Annotated in this window: 22 protein-coding genes; 15 read left to right on the top strand and 7 right to left on the bottom strand. The window is 72.9% G+C overall.

Annotation, left to right across the window (positions count from 1 at the left end):
• The first annotated feature begins 177 nt into the window (after positions 1-177).
• The 8 genes from FS793_RS06110 to FS793_RS06075 all read left to right on the top strand — a co-directional run bounded on the left by FS793_RS06110 (position 178) and on the right by FS793_RS06075 (position 9,308).
• Complete coding sequence (locus FS793_RS06110) at positions 178-1,269, top strand: BMP family lipoprotein (RefSeq protein WP_313959365.1); 1,092 nt, start codon at positions 178-180, stop codon at positions 1,267-1,269.
• Positions 1,270-1,405: 136 nt separating this feature from the next.
• On the top strand, positions 1,406-2,908 hold the full coding sequence (locus FS793_RS06105) for an ABC transporter ATP-binding protein (protein ID WP_144719517.1): 1,503 nt from the start codon (positions 1,406-1,408) through the stop codon (positions 2,906-2,908).
• The gene (locus FS793_RS06100) at positions 2,905-4,281 is read left to right on the top strand and encodes an ABC transporter permease (protein WP_144719515.1); all 1,377 of its coding nucleotides are present in this window, start codon (positions 2,905-2,907) and stop codon (positions 4,279-4,281) included. The genes FS793_RS06105 and FS793_RS06100 overlap by 4 nt, the downstream gene beginning before the upstream one ends.
• Positions 4,278-5,600 carry an ABC transporter permease gene (locus FS793_RS06095; RefSeq protein ID WP_144719513.1) on the top strand — a complete coding sequence of 441 codons (1,323 nt, stop codon included), beginning with the start codon at positions 4,278-4,280 and terminating at the stop codon, positions 5,598-5,600. The genes FS793_RS06100 and FS793_RS06095 overlap by 4 nt, the downstream gene beginning before the upstream one ends.
• Positions 5,597-6,007, top strand: a complete 411-nt coding sequence (locus FS793_RS06090; RefSeq protein WP_144719511.1) for a cytidine deaminase — start codon at positions 5,597-5,599, stop codon at positions 6,005-6,007. Before FS793_RS06095 ends, FS793_RS06090 begins: the two co-directional genes overlap by 4 nt.
• Before the next feature lie 37 nt (positions 6,008-6,044).
• Positions 6,045-7,334, top strand: a complete 1,290-nt coding sequence (locus FS793_RS06085; protein WP_144719509.1) for a thymidine phosphorylase — start codon at positions 6,045-6,047, stop codon at positions 7,332-7,334.
• Positions 7,335-7,564: 230 nt separating this feature from the next.
• On the top strand, positions 7,565-7,840 hold the full coding sequence (locus FS793_RS06080; RefSeq protein WP_144719507.1) for a hypothetical protein: 276 nt from the start codon (positions 7,565-7,567) through the stop codon (positions 7,838-7,840).
• 7 nt (positions 7,841-7,847) lie between these two features.
• Positions 7,848-9,308, top strand: coding sequence for an amidase (locus FS793_RS06075; RefSeq protein ID WP_144719505.1), 1,461 nt, complete (start codon positions 7,848-7,850; stop codon positions 9,306-9,308).
• Positions 9,309-9,317: 9 nt separating this feature from the next.
• Here FS793_RS06075 and FS793_RS06070 read toward each other — a convergent pair whose 3' ends face one another.
• Entirely contained in the window at positions 9,318-10,250 is a 933-nt protein-coding gene (locus tag FS793_RS06070) for a nucleoside hydrolase (RefSeq protein WP_144719503.1), read from the bottom strand.
• A 93-nt stretch (positions 10,251-10,343) separates the two neighbouring features.
• Between FS793_RS06070 and FS793_RS06065 the strand changes: the two genes are divergently transcribed.
• The 4 genes from FS793_RS06065 to FS793_RS06050 all read left to right on the top strand — a co-directional run bounded on the left by FS793_RS06065 (position 10,344) and on the right by FS793_RS06050 (position 14,069).
• A complete protein-coding gene (locus FS793_RS06065) occupies positions 10,344-11,447 on the top strand; it encodes an adenosine deaminase (RefSeq protein WP_260980044.1) in 1,104 nt (367 codons plus the stop codon).
• Positions 11,444-11,893 carry a PTS sugar transporter subunit IIA gene (locus tag FS793_RS06060; RefSeq protein ID WP_144719499.1) on the top strand — a complete coding sequence of 150 codons (450 nt, stop codon included), beginning with the start codon at positions 11,444-11,446 and terminating at the stop codon, positions 11,891-11,893. Before FS793_RS06065 ends, FS793_RS06060 begins: the two co-directional genes overlap by 4 nt.
• Positions 11,890-12,165 carry a PTS ascorbate transporter subunit IIB gene (locus FS793_RS06055; RefSeq protein WP_144719496.1) on the top strand — a complete coding sequence of 92 codons (276 nt, stop codon included), beginning with the start codon at positions 11,890-11,892 and terminating at the stop codon, positions 12,163-12,165. Before FS793_RS06060 ends, FS793_RS06055 begins: the two co-directional genes overlap by 4 nt.
• A gap of 197 nt (positions 12,166-12,362) precedes the next feature.
• Positions 12,363-14,069, top strand: a complete 1,707-nt coding sequence (locus FS793_RS06050) for a ribonuclease J (protein WP_440130447.1) — start codon at positions 12,363-12,365, stop codon at positions 14,067-14,069.
• Between the two features lie 67 nt (positions 14,070-14,136).
• Here FS793_RS06050 and FS793_RS06045 read toward each other — a convergent pair whose 3' ends face one another.
• Both FS793_RS06045 and FS793_RS06040 read right to left on the bottom strand, forming a co-directional pair.
• Entirely contained in the window at positions 14,137-15,786 is a 1,650-nt protein-coding gene (locus FS793_RS06045; RefSeq protein WP_144719494.1) for a phospho-sugar mutase, read from the bottom strand.
• On the bottom strand, positions 15,783-16,616 hold the full coding sequence (locus tag FS793_RS06040; protein WP_144719492.1) for a purine-nucleoside phosphorylase: 834 nt from the start codon (positions 16,614-16,616) through the stop codon (positions 15,783-15,785). Before FS793_RS06040 ends, FS793_RS06045 begins: the two co-directional genes overlap by 4 nt.
• An 87-nt stretch (positions 16,617-16,703) precedes the next feature.
• Between FS793_RS06040 and FS793_RS06035 the strand changes: the two genes are divergently transcribed.
• Positions 16,704-18,134, top strand: coding sequence for an NAD(P)H-quinone dehydrogenase (locus FS793_RS06035; protein WP_144719490.1), 1,431 nt, complete (start codon positions 16,704-16,706; stop codon positions 18,132-18,134).
• A gap of 36 nt (positions 18,135-18,170) precedes the next feature.
• Here FS793_RS06035 and FS793_RS06030 read toward each other — a convergent pair whose 3' ends face one another.
• The 3 genes from FS793_RS06030 to FS793_RS06020 are packed head-to-tail and all read right to left on the bottom strand — an operon-like array spanning position 18,171 to position 20,539.
• A complete protein-coding gene (locus tag FS793_RS06030) occupies positions 18,171-18,707 on the bottom strand; it encodes an MOSC domain-containing protein (protein WP_144719488.1) in 537 nt (178 codons plus the stop codon).
• 28 nt (positions 18,708-18,735) lie between these two features.
• Entirely contained in the window at positions 18,736-19,812 is a 1,077-nt protein-coding gene (locus FS793_RS06025) for a sensor histidine kinase (RefSeq protein WP_313959364.1), read from the bottom strand.
• Positions 19,813-19,822: 10 nt separating this feature from the next.
• Positions 19,823-20,539, bottom strand: a complete 717-nt coding sequence (locus FS793_RS06020) for a response regulator transcription factor (RefSeq protein WP_144719484.1) — start codon at positions 20,537-20,539, stop codon at positions 19,823-19,825.
• Between the two features lie 87 nt (positions 20,540-20,626).
• Here FS793_RS06020 and FS793_RS06015 point away from each other — a divergent pair, with 87 nt between their 5' ends.
• Both FS793_RS06015 and FS793_RS06010 read left to right on the top strand, forming a co-directional pair.
• The gene (locus FS793_RS06015; protein WP_260980043.1) at positions 20,627-21,280 is read left to right on the top strand and encodes a M15 family metallopeptidase; all 654 of its coding nucleotides are present in this window, start codon (positions 20,627-20,629) and stop codon (positions 21,278-21,280) included.
• A 116-nt stretch (positions 21,281-21,396) separates the two neighbouring features.
• Complete coding sequence (locus FS793_RS06010) at positions 21,397-21,780, top strand: YciI family protein (protein ID WP_144719482.1); 384 nt, start codon at positions 21,397-21,399, stop codon at positions 21,778-21,780.
• A 37-nt stretch (positions 21,781-21,817) separates the two neighbouring features.
• Here the strand turns inward: FS793_RS06010 and FS793_RS16155 are convergent, their stop codons facing one another.
• Entirely contained in the window at positions 21,818-21,973 is a 156-nt protein-coding gene (locus FS793_RS16155; RefSeq protein WP_186329355.1) for a hypothetical protein, read from the bottom strand.
• Between the last annotated feature and the right edge of the window lie 38 nt (positions 21,974-22,011).

Genomic DNA, 22,011 nt, shown 5'->3' with positions numbered 1-22,011 from the left:
GCCCCGCACCGACCGGTGCGGGGCCCTCGTCGCGACCCCGACGACTGAGCCGGAGTCACCTTTGCAACGATCACGTTTCGACTCGTCGCTTTCGGCCTTCCGCGCGTGCGCGGCTGGCTAGGCTGCCCGGTACCCAGGCCGTCACGCGCGGCCACCCCATGCACTGGAGGAATCCCTGTGAGGACCATTCGGAAGACCGCCCTCGGCGGTCTCGCGACGCTCGGCGTCGCGGCTCTGCTCGCCGGTTGCGCTTCGGCGCCGGAGGAGGGTCCCGCCGAGTCCGGCGAGGCCACCGCGGACATCTCGCCCTGCATCGTCTCGGACGCGGGCGGCTTCAACGACCAGTCGTTCAACCAGCTCGGCCTCGAGGGCCTCGAGGCTGCGGCCGACGAGCTCGGCGTCGAGGCATCGCAGGCGGAGTCGCAGTCGGAGACCGACTACCAGTCGAACATCCAGAACCTCCTCGACAACGGCTGCGACATGATGGTCACGGTCGGCTTCCTGCTCGCCGAGGCCACGTCGGCCGCGGCAGAGGCGAACCCCGACGTCAACTTCGCCATCATCGACGACTCGTCGATCACGGCCGACAACGTGCAGCCGATCACGTTCGACACGGCCCAGGCCGCGTTCCTCGCCGGCTACGCCGCCGCCGCCTCGTCGCAGACGGGCACGATCGCCACGTGGGGTGGCATCAACATCCCGCCCGTGACGATCTTCATGGACGGCTTCGTGCTGGGCGCCGAGTACTACAACGAGCAGAACGGCGCAGACGTGCAGGTGCTCGGCTGGGACGTCGAGGCGCAGGACGGCACGTTCGTCGGCGCGTTCGAGGCCGGCCCCGCGGCCAACGCCACGGCGACGACCTTCCTCCAGCAGGGCGCGGACATCGTCATGCCCGTCGGCGGCCCGATCTTCCTCTCCGCCGGCGAGGCCATCCGCACGGCGCAGGCCGAGAACCCCGACACGCGCTACGGCATGATCGGCGTCGACGCCGACCTGTCGCAGACGGCGCCCGAGTACGCCGACCTCTTCGTCACCTCCGTGCTCAAGGGCATGGACGCGGGCGTCGAGGCCGTCGTCCTCGCCGACGCAGCCGGTGAGTTCTCGAGCGACCCGTACGTGGGCACGCTGGAGAACGACGGCGTCGGCATCGCCGGCTTCAACGAGTGGGAGTCGCAGGTCCCCGAGGGCCTCGCAGACGAGCTCGAGACGATTCGCACGGCGATCATCGCCGGCGACATCGTCGTCGACTCGCCCTCCTCGCCGTAAGGCACCGCATTCGCGTGGGGGTCGGCTTCGCGCCGGCCCCCACGCGTGCGACTACAGTCATGACACCGGCACCCGCACACGGGCATCCGGTCGACCATCCCCACCATCCACGGCACCACCCATTCGAGGAGCGGCGATGACCCTCGAGCTGCGCGGCATCACCAAGCGCTTCGGCTCGCTCACGGCCAACGACCACATCGACCTCACGGTCGAGGCAGGCGAGATCCACTGCCTGCTGGGCGAGAACGGCGCGGGCAAGTCCACGCTCATGAACGTGCTCTACGGCCTGTACCAGGCCGACGAGGGCGAGATCCTGCTCGACGACGTCGTCCAGCGGTTCGCAGGACCCGGCGACGCCATGCGCGCCGGCATCGGCATGGTGCACCAGCACTTCATGCTCATCCCCGTCTTCACCGTCGCCGAGAACGTGCTGCTCGGCCACGAGAAGGAGCTCGGCGGGCTCGCAGGCGCCAAGCGCCGCGTCGTCGAGATCTCCGAGCGCTTCGGCTTCCACATCGACCCCGACGCCCGCATCGAGGACCTCCCGGTCGGCGTGCAGCAGCGCGTCGAGATCATCAAGGCCCTGTCGCTCGACGCGAAGGTGCTCGTGTTCGACGAGCCGACCGCCGTGCTGACGCCGCAGGAGACAGACGAGCTCATGGCGATCATGCAGCAGCTGCGCGACGAGGGCACGGCCATCGTGTTCATCACGCACAAGCTGCGCGAGGTGCGCGCCATCGCCGACCGCATCACGGTCATCCGCCTCGGCCAGGTCGTCGGCACCGCCGAGCCCACCGCGACGAGCGTCGAGCTCGCCTCGCTCATGGTCGGGCGCCCGGTCGAGCTGACGGTGCAGAAGCAGCCGTCGGTGCGCACCGACAACGAGCTCGTCATCGAGCACCTCACCGTGCTCGACGAGCAGGGCATCGCCGTCGTCGACGACCTCTCGCTCACGGTGCACGGCGGCGAGGTCGTCTGCATCGCCGGCGTGCAGGGCAACGGTCAGACCGAGCTCACGGAGGCCATCCTCGGCCTGCAGCGGCGCGCGACCGGCAGCATCCGCCTCAACGGCGTCGAGCTGCTGGGCCGCACCGTGCGCGACGTGCTCGACTCGGGCGTCGGCTTCGTGCCCGAGGACCGCAAGGTCGACGGCCTCGTCGGCGAGTTCTCGATCGCCGAGAACCTCATGCTCGACCGCTACCTCGGCGACCCGTTCGTGCAGCGCGGCTCCATCGTGCGCGGCGCCCGCGACGAGTTCGCGCAGGAGCGCCTCGGCGCGTTCGACATCCGCGCCCAGTCGATCCAGACGCCCGTCGGCACGCTCTCGGGCGGCAACCAGCAGAAGGTCGTGCTCGCACGCGAGCTGTCGCGGCCGCTGCAGCTGTTCGTCGCGTCGCAGCCCACCCGCGGCCTCGACGTCGGCTCGATCGAGTTCGTGCACGCGCAGGTCATCGCGACGCGGGATGCGGGCATCCCCGTCATCGTCGTGTCGACCGAGCTCGACGAGGTCGTCGGGCTCGCCGACCGCATCGCGGTCATGTACGGCGGCGGCGTCGTGGGCGTCGTGCCCGCCGACACGTCGCGCGACGACCTCGGCATCATGATGGCCGGAGAGCTGCCGGAGGGACTCGCAGCATGACCGACGAGAAGGACACGTCGCGCCCCGCGCCCGACGCCACCGACCAGGACGCGCCCATCGCGGCCGAGCCGCAGCGCACCGGCGGTGCGCCGTCGCTCGACGCCGACGGCGACCGCGACGTCGTGCACGCCCCGACGGTCGTCGAGGTGCCCGTCGCCGCGGCCCCCGCGGCCGAGTCGCACGAGCAGAACCAGGACGAGGACCGCTTCGGCAGCGTCGCACGCGAGATCCTCGGCGGCACGCCCATGGTGTCGCTGCTCGCCGTGGTCGTCGCCTTCGTCGTCGGCGGCATCCTCATCGCCGCGACCGACGAGCAGGTGCAGGCGGCGAGCGGCTACTTCTTCGCCCGGCCCGGCGACACGCTCGCCGCGATCGGCTCGGCCGTCGGCGGCGCCTACTGGGCGCTGTTCCAGGGCTCGATCCTCAACTTCTCGCGGCCCGAGGGCGGCTTCGTCGCGCTCATCCGCCCGCTCACCGAGACGCTGCACTTCGCGGCGCCGCTCATCGCGGCCGGCCTCGGCGTCGCCGTCGCCTTCCGCGTCGGCATGTTCAACATCGGTGGCCGCGGGCAGATGCTCGCCGCCGCCGCGGCGGCCGGCTGGGTCGGCTTCTCGTTCCCGCTGCCGCCCGTGCTGCACATCATCGTCGCGCTGCTCGCCGGCATGATCGCCGGCGCGCTGTGGGCCGGCATCGCCGGCCTCCTCAAGGCGCGCACCGGTGCGCACGAGGTCATCACGACGATCATGCTGAACTTCGTCGCGCTGTGGCTGCTGTCGTACCTCATCCGCACGCCGAACCTCCTGCAGGCGCCGGGCAGCAACAACCCGATCACGCCGCGCATGCTCGAGACGGCCATCCTGCCGCCGCTGCTCGGCTCGCAGTTCAACCTCACGTGGGGCATCGTGCTGTCGGTCGCGGCGGTCGTCGTGGCCTGGTGGCTCATCGAGCGCTCGAGCCTCGGCTTCCGATTCCGCGCCGTCGGCCTCAACCCGCAGGCCGCGCTCAACGCCGGCATGTCGGTGAAGACCGTGTACGTGCAGGCGATGCTCGTCGCCGGTGCCTTCATGGGCCTCGCGGGGGCGCAGCAGGTGCAGGCGACCGTGACGACGGGCTTCACGTCGGGCATCGACGCCGGCATCGGCTTCGACGCGATCACCGTGGCGCTGCTGGGCCGCTCGAACCCGTGGGGCGTGCTCGCGGCCGGCCTGCTGTTCGGCGCGTTCAAGGCCGGTGGATTCCGCATGCAGGCCGCCGAGGGCGTGCCGATCGACATCGTGCTCGTCGTGCAGTCGGTCATCGTGCTCTGCATCGCGGCACCGCCGCTCGTGCGCACGATCTTCCGCCTGCCCAAGCCGAGGGGAGGCGCGCGATGAGCGCCGTCCAGACCGCCGGCCTCGCCCCGGAGCCCAGCGCAGAGGTCGCGCGTCCGCGCAGCCTCCGCGTGCCCATCACGTACGTCGTGCTCACGGTCGTCGCAGCCATCGTGCTCGTCGGCCTCGGCCGCGACGGCGAGACGACGCTGCGCCTGTCGACGAACGCCGACCTGCTGCAGCTGCCCGACGCGGTGCTGCCCGCGCGCATCACCGGCATCGTCGCCGCGCTGCTGCTCGCCGCCATGACGGGCGTCGCGATCGCGGCGCACCTCACGCGGCGCCGCATCGGCGTGTGGCTGCCGATCGTCTACGGCATCGTCGCCGTCGTCGCCTTCCTCGTCTGGGCGGGCGCGACGAAGTCGATCCCGCTGCCGGGCCTGCTCGTGCTCACGGTGGGCCTCGCCGTGCCGCTGATCTTCGGCGCCCTCGGCGGCGTGATCTCCGAGCGCGTCGGCGTCGTGAACATCGCCATCGAGGGCCAGCTGCTCTCGGGCGCGTTCGCCGCGGCGGTCGCATCGTCGGCCATCGCATCCGGTCCCATCGGCCAGATGGGCACGGTCGGCGTCCTGCTCGCGGGCGTCGGCGGCGTCATCGCCGCCATGGTCGCGGCCGTGCTCGTGTCGATGGTGCTCGCCGCGTTCTCGATCAAGTACTACGTCGACCAGGTCATCGTCGGCGTCGTGCTCAACGTGCTCGTGCTCGGCCTCACGAACTTCCTCTACTCGTCGGTGCTCACGGACAACCCCGAGCTGAACAACCCCGACCGGTTCTCGCGCATCCGCATCCCGATCCTCGCCGACATCCCGATCGTCGGCCCCGCGCTCTTCAACCAGACCGTCATCGTCTACGCCGTGTACGTCGCGGTGATCGTCGTGACGATCGGCCTGTTCCGCACGACGTGGGGCCTGCGCCTGCGTGCGCTCGGCGAGCACCCGCTCGCTGCCGACACCGTCGGCATCCGCGTGAACCGGTGGCGCTTCTGGAACGTGACGCTCGCGGGCGCGATCGTCGGCATCGGCGGCGCCTACTTCACGCTCGACTCGAACGGCTCGTTCCAGCGCGACATGACGAGCGGCCTCGGCTTCATCGCCCTCGCCGCCGTGATCTTCGGCCAGTGGCACCCCATCAAGGCGACGTTCGCGGCGCTGCTGTTCGGCTTCGCGCAGGCGCTGCAGAACGTGCTGCAGTCGATCGGCTCGGGCGTGCCCAACGAGTTCATGCTCATGCTGCCGTACGTCATCACGATCCTCGCCGTCGCCGGCTTCATCGGGCAGTCGCGGGCTCCGGCCGCGAGCGGCAAGCCCTACATGAAGTCATGACGACGATCGACTGGGATGCGCTGCACGTCGCAGCGGTCGAGGCGAACGCGAAGGCGTACGCGCCGTACTCGGGCTTCGCCGTCGGCTGCGCGGCGCTGACCGACGACGGCCGCGTCGTCTCGGGTGCGAACGTCGAGAACGCCGCATACGGCGTCACGCTGTGCGCCGAGTGCTCGATGGTGTCGGCGCTCGTGATGGGAGGCGGCGGGAGGCTCGTCGCGTTCACGTGCGTCGACGGTCACGGCGCCACGCTCATGCCGTGCGGGCGCTGCCGCCAGCTGCTGTTCGAGCACGCCGCACCGGGCATGCTGCTGCAGACGCTCTCGGGCATCCGTACGATCGACGAGGTGCTGCCGGACGCCTTCGGGCCCACGACGCTCGACGCGTACCGCGCATCCGACTCCTGAGGGCCGATCCGCCCTCGATCCTGACGAGAGGGACCCCATGGCAGAGGCGCACGACGTCGTCGACCTCATCCGCACGAAGCGCGATCGCGGCGTGCTCGCGACCGACGAGATCGACTGGCTGATCGACGCGTACACCCGCGGCTACGTCGAGGATGCGCAGATGGCGGCCCTCGCGATGGCGATCCTGCTGAACGGCATGGAGCGGCGCGAGATCCACGACCTCACGCAGGCGATGATCGCGTCGGGCGAGCGCATGGACTTCTCGTCGCTGCCGATGCCCACGGTCGACAAGCACTCCACCGGCGGCGTCGGCGACAAGATCACGCTGCCGCTCATGCCGCTGGTCGCGGCGTTCGGCGTCGCCGTGCCGCAGCTGTCGGGCCGCGGCCTCGGCCACACGGGCGGCACGCTCGACAAGCTCGAGTCGATCCCGGGCTGGCGCGCGGCGCTCTCGAACGACGAGATGCTCGCGCAGCTCGCCGACGTCGGCGGCGTGATCTGCGCCGCGGGCTCGGGCCTCGCGCCCGCCGACAAGCGCCTCTACGCGCTGCGCGACATCACGGGCACCGTCGAGGCGATCCCGCTCATCGCGTCGTCGATCATGTCGAAGAAGATCGCGGAGGGCACGGGCGCGCTCGTGCTCGACGTGAAGTTCGGCTCGGGCGCCTTCATGCAGCAGGAGTCGCGGGCGCGCGAGCTCGCCGAGACGATGGTGGCGCTCGGCACCGACGCGGGCGTCGACACGCGCGCGCTGCTCACGAGCATGGACGTGCCGCTGGGCCTCGCGATCGGCAACGCCAACGAGGTGCGCGAGTCGGTCGAGGTGCTCGCCGGCGGCGGCCCCGCCGACGTCGTCGAGCTCACGGTCGCGCTCGCCAAGGAGATGCTCGCGGCGGTCGGCCAGCCCGACGCCGACGTCGAGGCGGCCCTCGCCGACGGCCGCGCGATGGACCGCTGGCGCCGCTTCGTCGTCGCGCAGGGCGGCGACCCCGATGCGGCGCTGCCCGTCGCGCGCGAGACGCACACGGTGGTCGCGGAGGCCGACGGCGTGCTCGCACGCCAGGATGCGCTGCCGTTCGGCGTCGCCGCGTGGCGCCTCGGCGCCGGCCGCGCGCGCGCGACCGACGACGTCGTGCACGCCGCGGGCATCGACCTGCACGTGAAGCCCGGCGACGCCGTGCGCGCCGGCCAGCCGCTCTGGACGCTCTCGGCCGACGACGCATCGCGCTTCGACCGTGCGCTCGCGTCGCTCGAGGGCGCGTGGGAGATCGCCCCGGTCGGCACGACCGTCGACGTGCAGCCCATCGTGCGCGACCGCATCGTCTGACGCACTCCCTGGCCGTGATCGCAGGATCGCGCTGATGACCGCTCCTCGAGGTGCGAGCGAAGGGAGCCTCGAGAGGGGCCTCGCTGCGTGGTCTCCTCGCAGGGACCCTTCGAGGCTCGGCCTTCGGGCTCGCACCTCACGGAGCGGGCTGTGGGCCTCCTTCCTCAGGAGGAGGGCCGATCGTGCCGCGGTCCGACGCGCATGCAGCCGATGCGGGGCAGGATGGAGCCATGAGCCAGAACCAGGTCCAGGGCACGTCGAGCGCGTGGAGCGTCACGAGCCTCGTCATCGGCATCGTGTCGATCTTCATGGGGTGGACGTTCCTCGCGCCCATCGCGGGCATCATCGTCGGCGTCATGGCCAAGGGACGCGAGCCGCACGCGCGCACGATCGCCAACTGGGGCATCGGCGTGAACGTCGCGACCCTGCTGCTCGGCATCATCCTGTGGGTGCTCTTCGCAGGCGTCGTCCTCGCCGCGATCGGCGTCGGCGTCGCGACGAGCTGACCGCCGCGTGACGCAGCCCGCGCCCGCGCGCGAGTCCGAGCTCACCTGGCTGTCGACGCGCGAGCTCGCCGCCCGCATCCGCGCCCGCGAGGTGTCGGCGCGCGAGGCGCTCGTCGACCAGCTCGCGCGCATCGACGCCGTCGACGCACGCATCCACGCCGTCGTGACGCGCGACGACGAGCGCGCCCTCGCGGCAGCGGATCGAGCGGATGCGGTCGCGGCGTCGGGCGCGCCGCTCGGCCGCCTGCACGGCGTGCCGATGACCCACAAGGAGTCGACCGACACGGCCGGCTGGCGCACGACCAAGGGGTCGCCGCTGCTCGCCGACCGCGTGCCCGAGCGCGACGCGCTCGTGATCGCGCGGCTGCACGCCGCAGGCGTCGTGATGTCGGGCAAGACGAACGTGCCCGAGCTCACCGCCGGCTCCCACACCTTCAACACGCTGTTCGGCACGACGACGAACCCGTACGACCCGACGCGGTCGGCCGGCGGCTCGTCGGGCGGTGCCGCCGCGGCGATCGCGGCCGGCGTGCAGGCATCGGGCGACGGCTCCGACATGGGCGGCTCGCTGCGCACGCCCGCATCGTTCACGAACCTCGTGGGGCTGCGGCCGACGAACGGCCGCATCCCGCATGCGCTGCCGTCGGACCCGTGGCAGTGGCTCGCGCAGTCGGGCTTCATGGCGCGCACCGTCAGCGACGTCGCGCTGCTCATGGCCGTCGCCTCGGGGCCGGCGGACGGCGCACCCGCGTCGGTCCAGGAGCCCGGCACGGTCTTCGACCACCCCGACCTCGTCGACCCGTCGCGGCACGCCCCGGGATCGGGCCTCGAGGGCCTGCGCGTCGCCGTCTCGACCGACCTCGCGGGCCTCCTGCCCGTCGAGCCCGCCGTGCGCGCCGTCGTCGATCGCGTCGGCGACGCGCTCGCGGCCGCCGGCGCGCACGTCGACGACCGCATCCCGAGCCTCGTCGACGGCGACGAGGTGTTCCGCGTGCAGCGCGCCCTCGACTTCGTCGCCGACTACCGCGACCTCGTGCGCCAGGACCCGACGCAGGTCAAGGAGGCCGTGCGCTGGAACGTCGACCTGGGCATGCGGCTGACGGCCGACGAGATCGCCGACGCCCGCGAGGCGCGCGTGCGGCTCGCCGCCGAGGTCGAGGGCTGCTTCGCGCACCACGACCTGCTCGTCACCACGACGAGCCAGGTCGCGCCCTTCGACGCATCCCTCGAGTTCCCGACCGCGATCGACGGCACGCCCATGCGCGACTACCTCGAGTGGATGCGCGCATCCACCGTCGTCTCGGCGACGGGCTGCCCCGCGATCTCCGTGCCGTTCGGCGTCACGCCCGACGGGCTGCCGGTGGGCGTGCAGCTCGTCGCGGCACCCGGCCGCGACGTCGCGCTGCTGCTCGCGGCGCAGGCGCTCGAGGAGGTCGCCGGCGTCGTGGGGATGCGGCCGAGGCTCTAGCGCGTCGGCTCAGGCGAGCCGCGCGAGCGCGTCGACCACGTGGCCCCACATCCGCGGGGCGTCGAGGCCCAGCGCGACCGACGTCGTGCAGCCCTCGGGCGCCGCGTGACGCAGGTCGACGACCGTCTGCCCCGTCGTGAGCGCCCCGGCGAGCTCGACGACGATCGGCGCGCGCCGCACCGTCATGCAGCCGGGGTCGACGACGTACGCGACGGCGCACGCGTCGTGCACGGGCGGCCACTCGAAGCCCTGATCCCGATACGTGCCGCGGAAGAACTCGAGCAGCTCGAGCGTGAACGACGCCGGCCGCCCGGGCACGGCGGCGATCGCGTCGAGCACCGCCTGGTCGGCGAGCGCCTGATGCGTGAGGTCGAGCCCGACCATGACGACGGGCCAGCCCGCGTCGAGCACGATCTGCGCGGCCTCCGGGTCGATCGCCGCGTTGTACTCGGCGACGGGGGAGTGGTTGCCGCCTGCGGCCGCGCCGCCCATCCACACGACCTCGCGCACCCGCTCGGCGATGCGCGGCTCGCGGCGCACCGCGAGGGCGAGGTTCGTGAGCGCGCCGGTCGGCACGAGCGTGATGGTGCCGGGCTCGGCGGCCATGACGGCGTCGACGATGAGGTCGACCGCGTGGCGCGCGTCGAGCGCGATCGTCGGCTCGGGCAGCTCGGGCCCGTCGAGCCCCGACTCGCCGTGGTACTCGGGCGCCACGACCTGCTCGCGCACGAGCGGCCGATCCGCGCCCGCCGCGAACGGCACGCCGACGAGCCGGGCGATCGTGCCGACGGCGAGCGCGTTGCGCGTGACCTTGTCGAGCGTCTGGTTGCCCGCGACCGTCGTCACGGCGACGAGCTCGACCTCCGGCGACCCCGCTGCGAGCAGCAGCGCGATCGCATCGTCATGGCCGGGATCGCAGTCGAGGATGATGCGGCGGGGCATGCTCCCAGCGTAGGTGGGTGGCGGGACACGCCTGCAGGCCGCACGCAGCGTGCCGAGTCCCTAGGATCGAGGGGACGGATCTGGGAGGACGACGTGGACCGCATCCTGCTCGACGGCGTGGACATCGGCGCGCTGCCGAAGGTGAGCCTGCACGACCACCTCGACGGCGGCCTCAGGCCGCAGACGATCGTCGAGATCGCCGACGAGATCGGCCTCGATCTCCCCGCGACCGACGCCGACGCCCTCGGCGACTGGTTCGCCGAGTCCGCCGACTCCGGCTCGCTCGTCGACTACCTGAAGACGTTCGACGTCACGACGGCCGTCATGCAGACCGAGGGCGCGCTCGTGCGCATCGCCCGCGAGTTCGTGCTCGACCTCGCCGACGACGGCGTCGTGCACGGCGAGATCCGCTGGGCGCCCGAGCAGCACCTCACGCGCGGCCTCTCGCTCGACGCCGCCGTCGAGGCGGTGCAGGCGGGCCTCGACGAGGGCGTCGCGCTCGTGCGCTCGCACGGCCGCCGCATCCAGGTGGGCCAGCTCGTCTCGGCCATGCGCCATCTCGACCGCTGGACCGAGATCGCCGAGCTCGCCATCCGCCACCGCGACCGCGGCGTCGTGGGCTTCGACATCGCGGGTCCCGAGGACGGCTTCGCCCCCTCGCGCCACTCGGAGGCGTTCGACCTGCTCGCGCGCGCCCACATGCCCGTCACGGTGCACGCCGGCGAGGCCGCGGGCATCGACTCCATCCGCGACGCGCTCTTCGCCGGTCGCGCGCTGCGCCTCGGCCACGGCGTGCGCATCGCGGAGGACATCTCGGTCGACGACCGCGGCGACGACCTGCTCGTCGAGCTCGGCGCGACGGCCGAATGGGTGCGCTCGCGACAGATCCCCCTCGAGCTCAGCCCCTCGTCGAACCTCCAGACGGGCGCGATCGCGGCGTTCGGCGACCAGATCGAGGATCACCCGTTCGACCTGCTGTACCAGCTCGGCTTCCGCGTGACGGTGAACACCGACAACCGCCTGCAGTCCGACACCTCGCTCACGAACGAGCTCGCGCTGCTCGCCGAGACGTTCGAGTACGACCTCGACGACCTCGAGCAGCTGCAGGTCAACGCGGCCCGGTCGACGTTCCTGCCCGTCGAGGAGCGCGACGACCTCGTCGAGCACATCACGGACGTCTTCGACGAGCTGCGATGACGGAGTCCGTCCTCGCCGAGGCGACGTTCTCGCCCGGCGTCGCCGCCGCCTCGTGGGAGGACGCCGTGCGCGCCGCCGGCCGCGACCTCGTGAGCGCGCGCGCCGTCGGCCCCGCCTACGTCGACGAGATGGTGCAGCTCATCGACGACGGCGGGCCGTGGTGCGTCATCGCCCCCGGCATCGCGTTGCCCCACGCGCGGCCGAGCGCGCTCGTGCGGCGGGATGCCGCCGCGATCGTGACGCTGCTCGAGCCCGTCGAGTTCGGCCACGCCCACCACGACCCCGTGCGGGTCGTCGTCGCGCTCGCCTCGACGACCCAGGCGGAGCACATCCGCAGCCTCGCCGCGATCGCCGTGCAGCTCGACCGCGCGGGCGTCGTCGACGGCATCGCCGCGGCGACGACGAGGGCGGACGCCCTCGCCGCGATCGAGGGCGCTGCGGCATGAGGATCGTGACGGTGTGCGGCGCAGGCGTCGGCACGAGCGCGATCCTCGCCACGACCGTGCGACGCGCGCTCGCGAGGCTCGAGGTCGAGGCCGACGTCGCGCCGTCGAGCACCGCCGACGTCGCGCGCGACGCCGCGGATGCGCAGCTCGTGCTCACGACGCCCGAGTGGTTCACGCGCGTGCGCGCCGAGGCGGGCGCGGCGCACGTCGCCGTCGTCGACCGCATCATGGACCTCGACGCCGTGACGAGCGTGCTCGAACGCGAGCTCTGAAGGCCCTGTCGCCGACGCGCAGGACCACGCGAGCCGAAAGTCGTGCACACGAAGACCCCGACGATCGGGCATGCTAGAGGGAGCAGGAGAGTTCCTCGAGCCGGTCACGCGTCATGGACGCACGCCCGAGATGCATCCCCACCCGGACCGCCAGGTGCCAGACGGCGCCGCGATCCCCAGCACGCGAAGGCAGCACCATGAATCGGAAGTCCCCCGCGGCGAAGCCGCGCCACCACCTCGACCTCCCCGCGCCGCCGAGGCTCGCGAAGAACGCCATGCGCGTCACCCCGCTCGGTGGCCTCGGCGAGATCGGCCGCAACATGACGGTCTTCGAGCACAAGGGCAAGCTGCTCATCGTCGACTGCGGCGTGCTGTTCCCCGAGGAGCATCAGCCCGGCATCGACGTGATCCTGCCCGACTTCTCCGCCATCCGGTCGCGGTTGGCGGACGTCGTCGGCATCGTGCTCACCCACGGCCACGAGGACCACATCGGCGGCGTGCCGTACCTGCTGCGGGAACGCGCCGACATCCCCATCATCGGCTCGCGGCTCACGCTCGCGTTCATCGGCGCGAAGCTGCAGGAGCACAGGATCGCCCCGGTGACGCGCGCCGTCGCCGAGGGCGACCGCACGGTCATCGGCCCGTTCGACCTCGAGTTCCTCGCCGTGAACCACTCGATCCCCGACAGCCTCGCCGTCGCGATCCGCACCGGTGCGGGCACCGTGCTGCACACGGGCGACTTCAAGATGGACCAGTTCCCGCTCGACGGGCGCACGACCGACCTGCCCGGCTTCGCCCGCCTCGGCGACGAGGGCGTCGACCTGTTCCTCGTCGACTCGACGAACGCCGACGTGCCTGGCTTCTCGATCGCGGAGGAGGACCTCGCTCCCGCGATCGACCACGTGTTCCGCACCGCGCCGCGGCGCATCGTCGTGTCGAGCTTCGCGAGCCACGTGCACCGCATCCAGCAGGTGCTCGATGCCGCCGACCGGCACGGTCGAAAGGTCGCGTTCGTCGGCCGGTCGATGGTGCGCAACATGGGCATCGCCGCCGAGCTCGGCTACCTCACGATCCCCAAGGGCCTCGTCGTCGACATGAAGACGCTCGAGAAGCTGCCGCCCGCCGACATGGTGCTCGTCTGCACCGGCTCGCAGGGCGAGCCGATGGCGGCGCTGTCGCGCATGGCCAACCGCGAGCACATCATCGACATCGGCGAGGGCGACACGGTGCTGCTCGCCTCGAGCCTCATCCCCGGCAACGAGAACGCGATCTACCGCATCATCAACGCCTTCACGCGTTGGGGAGCGAACGTCGTGCACAAGGGCAACGCCAAGGTGCACGTCTCGGGGCACGCCAGCGCGGGCGAGCTCGCCTACTGCTACAACATCCTGCGTCCCAAGGCCGTGCTGCCCGTGCACGGCGAGTGGCGGCACCTGACGGCGAACGCCACGATCGCGACGCGCACCGGCATCGACGAGGACAAGGTCTTCGTGGTCGAGGATGGCGTGTCGATCGACCTCGTCGGCGGCACGGCGCGCATCAGCGGCCGCGTGCCCGCCGAGGAGATCTACGTCGACGGCCCCTCGATCGGCGTCGCCGCCGAGGAGGCGATGATCGATCGCCGCGCGCTCTCGGAGGAGGGCGCCATCACGGTGCTCGCGATCGTCACGATGAGCACGGGCCAGCTGAGCGAGCCCGTCGAGTTCTTCCCGCGCGGCTTCGTCGACGACGCGAGCTGGCAGCGCGTCGCGCGCGAGCGCATCGAGGAGGGCCTGCGGGCGGAGGCGACGAAGACGCAGCGCTCGGCCGCCGACATCGAGCGGTCGATCGAGCGCAGCCTCGGCCGCTGGTTCGAGCGTCGGCGTCGCCGCCCGGTGATCACGGCGATCGTCGTCGAGGAGTAGGCGAGGCCCGCGCGCGTCGATGGACGTCGACGCGCGCGGCGGCACGTGCGACCGCTGACGCTCGGGCTCAGTCGAGCAGCGGCCGCATCGCCTCCTCGAGCGCCTCGACGCGCTGCTGGGCGGCGTGGATGCGCTCGTGCGGCGAGCCGTGCGTCGACACCGCATCCACGTACACCTTGACCTTGGGCTCGGTGCCCGACGGTCGGACCATCACGCGGGCGCCGTCGGCGAGCGTGAGGCGCAGGATGTCGCCGACCTCGCCGTGCTCGGGCGCTCCGAGGTCGTCGGCCGCGACGACGTCGCTGCCCGCGAGCTGCGCGGGCGGGTCGTCCTTGAGTCGCTGCACGATCGCGGGGATGCGGCTGCGGTCGCTCACGCGCAGGCTCACCTGGCCGCTCGCGAAGCCGCCGAACTCGGCGGCGAGGGCGATGAGCTCGTCGGCGAGCGAGGAGCCGCGCGCATGCAGATCGTTCGCGAGGGTGAGCACGCGCAGCAGCGACGAGATGCCGTCCTTGTCGCGCACGGTGCCGGGGTTCACGAGGTAGCCGAGCGCCTCCTCGTAGCCGTAGACGAGGCCCGGCACGCGCGAGATCCACTTGAAGCCCGTCGCGGTCGTCGCGAAGTCGAGGCCGTGCGCCTCGGCGATCACCTGGAGGCCGGGCGACGACACGATGGAGGCGGCGAGCGCACCCTGCCCGTGCGCCGAGCGAGCGGCGTCCCAGCCGAGCAGCAGGCCCACCTCGTTGCCGGTGAGCTGACGCCACCCGCCCTCGCGGTCGGGGTCGGGGATCGCGACCGAGAGCCGGTCGGCGTCGGGGTCGTTGACGAGCACGAGGTCGGCGCCCGCGGCGTCGGCGGCCGCGTACGCGAGGTCCATCGCGCCCGGCTCCTCGGGGTTCGGGAACGCGACGGTGGGGAAGGCGCCGTCGGGCTCGGCCTGCGCGGGCACCTCGACGAGCGGGGGGAAGCCGGCGGCGGCGACCACGGCGCGCACGGTGGCGCTGCCGACGCCGTGCATCGCCGAGTAGACCACGGTCGGCGGCTCGGTGGCGGGCGTGCCCGCGATGGCGGCGGTCGCACGCACGTAGGCCTGCTCGACCTCGTCGCCCGCGGTCGCGACGTCGCCGCGCGGCAGGTCGTCGAACGCGGTGGATGCGGCGACCTCGGCGATGCGGTCGGCGATGAGCCCGTCGACGGGCGGCACGATCTGGCTGCCGTCGTCGTCGCCGCCGAGGTAGACCTTGTAGCCGTTGTCGCGGGGCGGGTTGTGGCTCGCGGTGACCATGACGCCGGCGCTCGCGCCGAGGTGCCGCACCGCGAAGGCGAGCACGGGCGTCGGCAGGGCGCGCGGCAGCAGCGTGGCTGCGACGCCCGCGCCGGCCATGATCGCGGCGACGTCGCGCGCGAAGACGTCGGAGTTCGTGCGCCCATCGAAGCCGACGACGATGGTGGGGGCATCCTCGCGCTCGGCGAGGAAGCGCGCGAAGCCGGCCGTCGCCTGGCCCACGAGCACGCGGTTCATGCGGTTCGGCCCGGCACCGAGCTCGCCGCGCAGCCCGGCGGTGCCGAACTGCAGGCGCGCTCCGAACGCATCCGCGATCGCCGCCTGCGCGTCGGCGTCGCCGGCCTCGGCCTGCGCGATGCGCTCCTCGAGCTCGGCGCGCGTGACGGGGTCGGGATCCTGCGCGAGCCAGGCGCGCGCGGCCTCGAGCGTCACGCGCGACCGATCGCTGCGACGACGTCGGCGAGCAGCGCCGAGATCACCGGCTCGGCGGTGCGGCCGGCCTCGATGACCTCCTCGTGGCTCAGCGGCGTCTGCTGGATGCCGGCGGCGAGGTTCGTGACGAGCGAGAGGCCCAGCACCTCCATGCCGGCCTCGCGTGCGGCGATGGCCTCGAGCGCCGTCGACATGCCCACGATGTGGCCGCCGATCGCCTTCGCCATCTGCACCTCGGCGGGCGTCTCGTAGTGGGGGCCGCGGAACTGGCAGTACACGCCCTCGTCGAGCGATGCGTCGACCGAGCGGGCGACGTCGCGCAGGCGCGACGAGTACAGGTCGGTGAGGTCGACGAACGTCGCGCCCTCGAGCGGCGAGTCGGCGGTGAGGTTGATGTGGTCGGAGATGAGCACGGGCTGGCCGGGCGTCCACGACTCGCGGATGCCGCCCGCGCCGTTCGTGAGCACCATGATCGACGCACCCGTCTGCGCGGCGGTGCGCACCGAGTGCACGACCCGGCGCACGCCGTGACCCTCGTAGTAGTGGGTGCGGGCGCCGATCACGAGGGCGCGGCGACCGTCGGCGAGGAGCACGGAGCGGATGGTGCCCGAATGGCCCTCGAGCGCCGGCTTCGAGAAGCCCGTCACGTCGGTCGCGTCGATCGTGTGCGTCGTCTCGCCGACGAGGTCGGCGGCCTTCGCCCATCCCGAGCCCAGGGTCAGGGCGATGTCGTGACGATCGACGCCCGTGATGCGGCGGATGTCGTCGGCGGCTGCGCGGGCGACCTGGATCGGGTCGGCTCCCGCGACGTCGAGGGGGTGCTGGGTCATGCAGCCACGATAGGCGATCGGCGCAGGGCGCATCCCGTGCCCGGGCGTGCTGCGCGGGCGACGGGCGGATGCTGCGAGGATGGGGGCGTGAGCGTGTTCGAGCGGCAGCAGCGAGTGGTCATCGTCGGCGGCGGACCCGGCGGGTACGAGGCGGCCCTCGCGGGGGCGCAGCAGGGTGCCGACGTCACGCTCGTCGAGCGCGTCGGCGTGGGCGGGTCGGCCGTGCTCACCGACGTCGTGCCGTCGAAGTCGCTCATCGCGACCGCCGAGTCGGCCGCCGCGATCCGCGACGCGTCGAGCCTCGGCGTGCAGTTCTACGCGCGCGGCGAGACGGGCAAGCCCTCGAAGCCCGAGGTCGCCGTCAACCTGCGCGCCGTGAACCGCCGCCTGCTCGCGCTCGCGGCCCAGCAGTCGCTCGACATGGCCGCCGACCTCGAGCGCGCCGGCGTGCACATCGTGCAGGGCCAGGGTCGTCTCGTGTCGCCGACGCAGGTGTCGGTGTCGACGGGCCGCAAGGGCGCGGACTTCGACGAGCTCGAGGCCGACACGATCGTGATCTCGGTGGGCGCGAGCCCCCGCATGCTGCCGACGGCGATGCCCGACGGCGAGCGCATCCTCACCTGGACGCAGCTGTACGGGCTCGAGGACGTGCCCGAGCACCTCATCGTCGTCGGCTCGGGCGTCACGGGTGCCGAGTTCGCCAGCGCGTACTCGAACATGGGCTCGAAGGTCACGCTCGTGTCGAGCCGCGACCAGGTGCTGCCCGGCGAGGACGCGGATGCCGCGGCCGTCATCGAGGACGTCTTCACGCGCCAGGGCATGACGCTGCTCGCGAAGTCGCGCGCCGACCGGGTCGAGCGCAGCGACGACGGCGTCGTCGTGACGCTCTCCGACGGCCGCACCGTCGAGGGCTCGCACTGCCTCATGGCCGTCGGCTCGATCCCCAACACCGCGGGCATCGGCCTCGAGGAGGCGGGCGTGCAGCTCACCGACTCCGGCCACATCCTCGTGAACCGCGTCGCACGCACGAACCTGCCGAGCATCTACGCCGTCGGCGACTGCTCGAACGCGCTGCCGCTCGCGTCGGTCGCCTCGATGCAGGGCCGCACGGCCATGTTCCACGCGCTCGGCGACGCCGTGCACCCCATCTCGATGCGCACGGTCTCGTCGAACATCTTCACGCAGCCCGAGATCGCGACGGTCGGCTGGACCGCGAAGGAGATCGAGGACGGCATCGCGCAGGGCGAGATCCACGAGGTGCACCTGTCGACGAACCCGCGCGCGAAGATGATGGGCATCCAGGACGGCTTCGTGAAGCTCTTCGCCCGCACGGGCTCCGGCACCGTCATCGGCGGCGTCGTCGTGGCCCCGAAGGCCTCCGAGCTCATCTACCCGATCGCCATGGCGGCCGAGCACCGCCTCACGGTAGACATGGTGGCGCGCGTCTTCCCCGTCTACCCGTCGCTCACGGGATCCATCGCCGACGCCGCGCGCGCGATGCACCGCGTCGCCGACTGACGCCCGGTCGCGGGCGCCCGCGGTCCGCCGCGTCGGTCAGACGGGCTGCAGCGCCTCGTGCGGTCCGTCGGGCAGGTCGACGACGATCGCGTCGTCGGGCCGCACGACCCCGCCCGCCACCACGATCGCCATGACGCCGCTCTTGCGCACCACGGCGCCCTCGGCGTCGCGGCCGACGACCTCGGCGAGCAGGCCGGGCGCGTAGCGGTCGATCTGCGAGCAGGGGTTCCGCAGGCCCGTCACCTCGACGACCGCCTCGGCACCCAGCCGCAGCCGGGTGCCGCGCGGCAGGTCGAGCAGCGCGACGCCCTCGGTCGTGACGTTCTCGCCGAGGCCGCCGGGCTGCACGTCGGCGGTGACCTCGTCGAAGAGCTCGCGATGGATGAGGTGCACCTGGCGCAGGTTCGGCTGCGCGGGGTCGCGGCGCACGCGCGACACGTGCTGCACCGTCGCGCCCGCGTGCGCGTCGCCCTCGACGCCGTGCCCGACGACGAGCGTGATGGCCTCGCGCTGCGGCTTCGAGAAGCCGTGGCGCTCGTCGCGGCTGACGGAGACGACGCGTGCGGTGCTCATGGGTCGAGTCTGCCGTCTGCGCCGCTCGCTACGCCACGTCGGCGGGTGCCGATGGCAGCTCGACGGTGACGCGCAGGCCGCCGTCGGGCCTGGCGCGCAGCAGCAGCACGCCGGCGTGCGCCTCGACGATGCTCCGCACGATCGCGAGGCCGAGCCCGACGCCCGGCCGCTCGCGGTCGTGCGTGCGTCCCGCGCCGCGGCGGAAGGGCTCCGCGAGGGTCACGGCCTCCTCGGGCGCGATCCGAGCGCCCGTGCTCTCGACCGCGAGCCACGCGACGCCGCCGCGCTCGCCCGTCTCGACGTGGATGCGGCCGCCCGCGTCGAGGTTGTGCACGATCGCGTTGTCGACGAGGTTCGTCGCGAGCTGGTGCAGCAGCGTCGGCGCCCCGACGACGACCGCTGCCGCCGTCGCCGCCTCCATCGCGATGCCGCGCGCCTCGGCCCGCGGCAGGAGCGTCTCGACGGCGTCCTCGGCCGCGAGCGACAGGTCGACGCGCTCGCGGGCGAACGCGCGACCGTCGGCGCGCGCGAGCAGCAGCAGCGACTCGGTGAGGTCGATCGCTCGCGCGTTCACGGCGTGCAGGCGCGTCAGCAGCGCAGGCACGTCGTCGGGCGGCGTGGCCCGTGCGACGTCGAGCAGCGCCTGCATCGTCGCGAGCGGCGTGCGCAGCTCGTGCGACGCGTTCGCCGCGAACCGCTGCTGCTCGGCGACGTGCCGCTCGAGCCGGTCGAGCATGCCGTCGAACGCGTCCGCGAGGTCGCGCAGCTCGTCGCGGCGCCCGGGCAGGCGGATGCGATGCGCCAGCGATCCCTGCGCCACGAGTCGCGCCGCGGCGCCGATGCGATCGAGCGGAGCGAGCATGCGCCCGGCGAGCAGCCAGCCGCCGAGCACGCCGACGACGAGCAGCACGCCCATCGCGAGGGCGGCGGCCGGGGTGAACGCGCGGGCGAGGTCGCCGCGGTTGGGCACGAAGCCCGTCGAGACGTCGATGGGCCCGTCGGGCACGTATCGCAGCAGGAAGACGTACACGACCGCGAGCAGCAGCGCGCCCGCCACCACCACGACCGCCGCGTAGCTGAGCGCGAGCCGCAGGCGCACGCTCACGCCCTCGCGCCTACGCGCCGGCGTCGGCATCCGCGTCCTCGTCGTCGTCGCTCGCGTCCGCGTCGGCACCGCTGGCGATGCGGTAGCCGACGCCGGGCACGGTGCGCACGATCCACGGCTCGCCGAGCCGCTTGCGCAGCGTCGAGACCGTGATGCGCACGGCGTTCGTGAACGGGTCGGCGTGCTCGTCCCACGCCCGCTCGAGCAGCGTCTCGGCGCTCACGACCCCGCCGGCAGCATCCACGAGCACCTCGAGCACCGCGAACTGCTTGCGCGTGAGCGCCACGTAGCGGCCGTCGCGGTGCACCTCGCGACGGAACGGGTCGAGCCGCAGCCCGGCGATCTCGCGCACGGGCGGCCGCGGCCTGGCCCGCCGTCGGTCGAGGGCGCGCAGCCGCAGCACGAGCTCCCGCATGGCGAACGGCTTCGTCACGTAGTCGTCGGCGCCGACCTCGAACCCCGACTCCTTGTCGTCGAGCCGATCGGCGGCCGTGAGCATGAGGATGGGCGTGCCCGAGCCGCCGGCGACGATGCTGCGCGCGATCTCGTCGCCCGAGACGCCGGGCACGTCGCGGTCGAGCACCGCGGCGTCGTAGGTCGTGAGGGCGAGCAGCTCGAGCGCCGCGTCGCCGTCGAGGGCGACGTCGGCCGCGATCGCCTCGAGCCGCAAGCCGTCGCGGATGGCCTCCGCCAGCAGCGGCTCGTCCTCCACCACCAGCACGCGCACGCCACCGATCGTACGGAGCGCCGCGTATCGCGGGCGTATCGAGAATCGCAGACGCTCTCGCAACGTGCCGGCCGCTTGCCTGGATGCATGACCACCGCAGCCGCACCCCGTCACCGTCATCGTCGCCGCCGCGTGCTCGTCGCCGTCGGCCTCGCCGTCGCCGCGCTCGCGACCGTCGTCGTGCCCGCCGTCGTCGAGCGCGCCCTCGACGGGCTCGCGGCGAACGGGGCGACCGTCGAGCTCGAGCGGATGCTGCCGTTCGGCGACGGCGACGGCGACGGCGACGGCGACGGCGAGCCGGGCGTCGCCGACGGCCTGCTGCCGAGCGGTCCGGTCTCGCCGTACGCCGACGTGCCCGCCATCGCCGGACTCGAGCCCGACCTGCTCGCCGCGCTGCGCGCCGCATCCGACGCCGCGGCCATCGACGGCGTGGAGGTCGTGGTCAACTCCGGCTGGCGGTCGGCGACGCTGCAGCAGGCGATGCTCGACGAGGCCGTCGTGACCTACGGCTCCGCCGAGGAGGCCGCCCGCTGGGTCTCGACCCCCGACGACTCGGCGCACGTCACGGGCGACGCCGTCGACGTCGGCGGCTGGGACGGCGCGGCGTGGCTCGGCGAGCACGGATGGGCGTGGGGCCTCTGCCAGACGTACGCGAACGAGTCGTGGCACTTCGAGCTGCGGCCCGAGGCGGTCGGCGGCGCGTGCCCGCCGATGGCCTCGGACCCGACGGCGGCACACTGACGCGGACGCGGCGACACGCCCGGGATGCGCGATCGCGTGCGCCGCGTCGAATCCGACGCTCGCCATCCGTCTCCTCGATGTGGCACCGTGCCACCAGGAGACGAGGAGAGTCAGCCATGACGACGTACGCCTACTTCATCCACGAGGGCGACTGGGACAGCGACGCCTACATGCCCGCCGACGGCCAGACGGCCGACGGCCTCAGCGAGGACTTCGGCGACTTCGCCGCGTTCGAGGAGCGCGTGCGCGAGCTGGGCGGCACGATCGTGGGCGGCCAGGCGCTGCAGAACGCCAGGTACGGCGGCCGCGTGACCCCTGGCGACGGCGAGCGCCGCGAGCAGGACGCCGTCTACACCGACGGCGCGAACCCCGAGCTCACCGAGATCGTCACGGGCTTCTACCTCATCGACGTCGACGACGAGGCGGTCGCGCGGCGCATCGCCGCGCACGTGCCCACGGGTGGGCACGTCGAGTGGCGCCGCGTCTTCCCGATGGGATGACGCGGCTCGCGCGGAGGTCGGGCCCGGTCGACGAGGGTCAGTCGGCGCGGCCGGTGAGCGCGGCGAGGGCGACGCCCACGAGGCCCACCATCGCGATCGTCACGATGCCGCACGCGACGAGGACGACCGCGGTGAACGGGTCGGCGGGCGAGACGGTGGCGTCGAGGTGCGATGCTTCGGCGACGAGGTGCATGGGCCCAGCCTACCCGCGCCGCGCAGCGCAGCCTGGGA

It is taken from the genome of Agrococcus jejuensis, from assembly GCF_007679035.1.
GTDB classification, from domain to species: Bacteria; Actinomycetota; Actinomycetes; order Actinomycetales; family Microbacteriaceae; genus Agrococcus; species Agrococcus jejuensis_A.
This window is presented reverse-complemented; position numbering and strand designations above follow the sequence as displayed.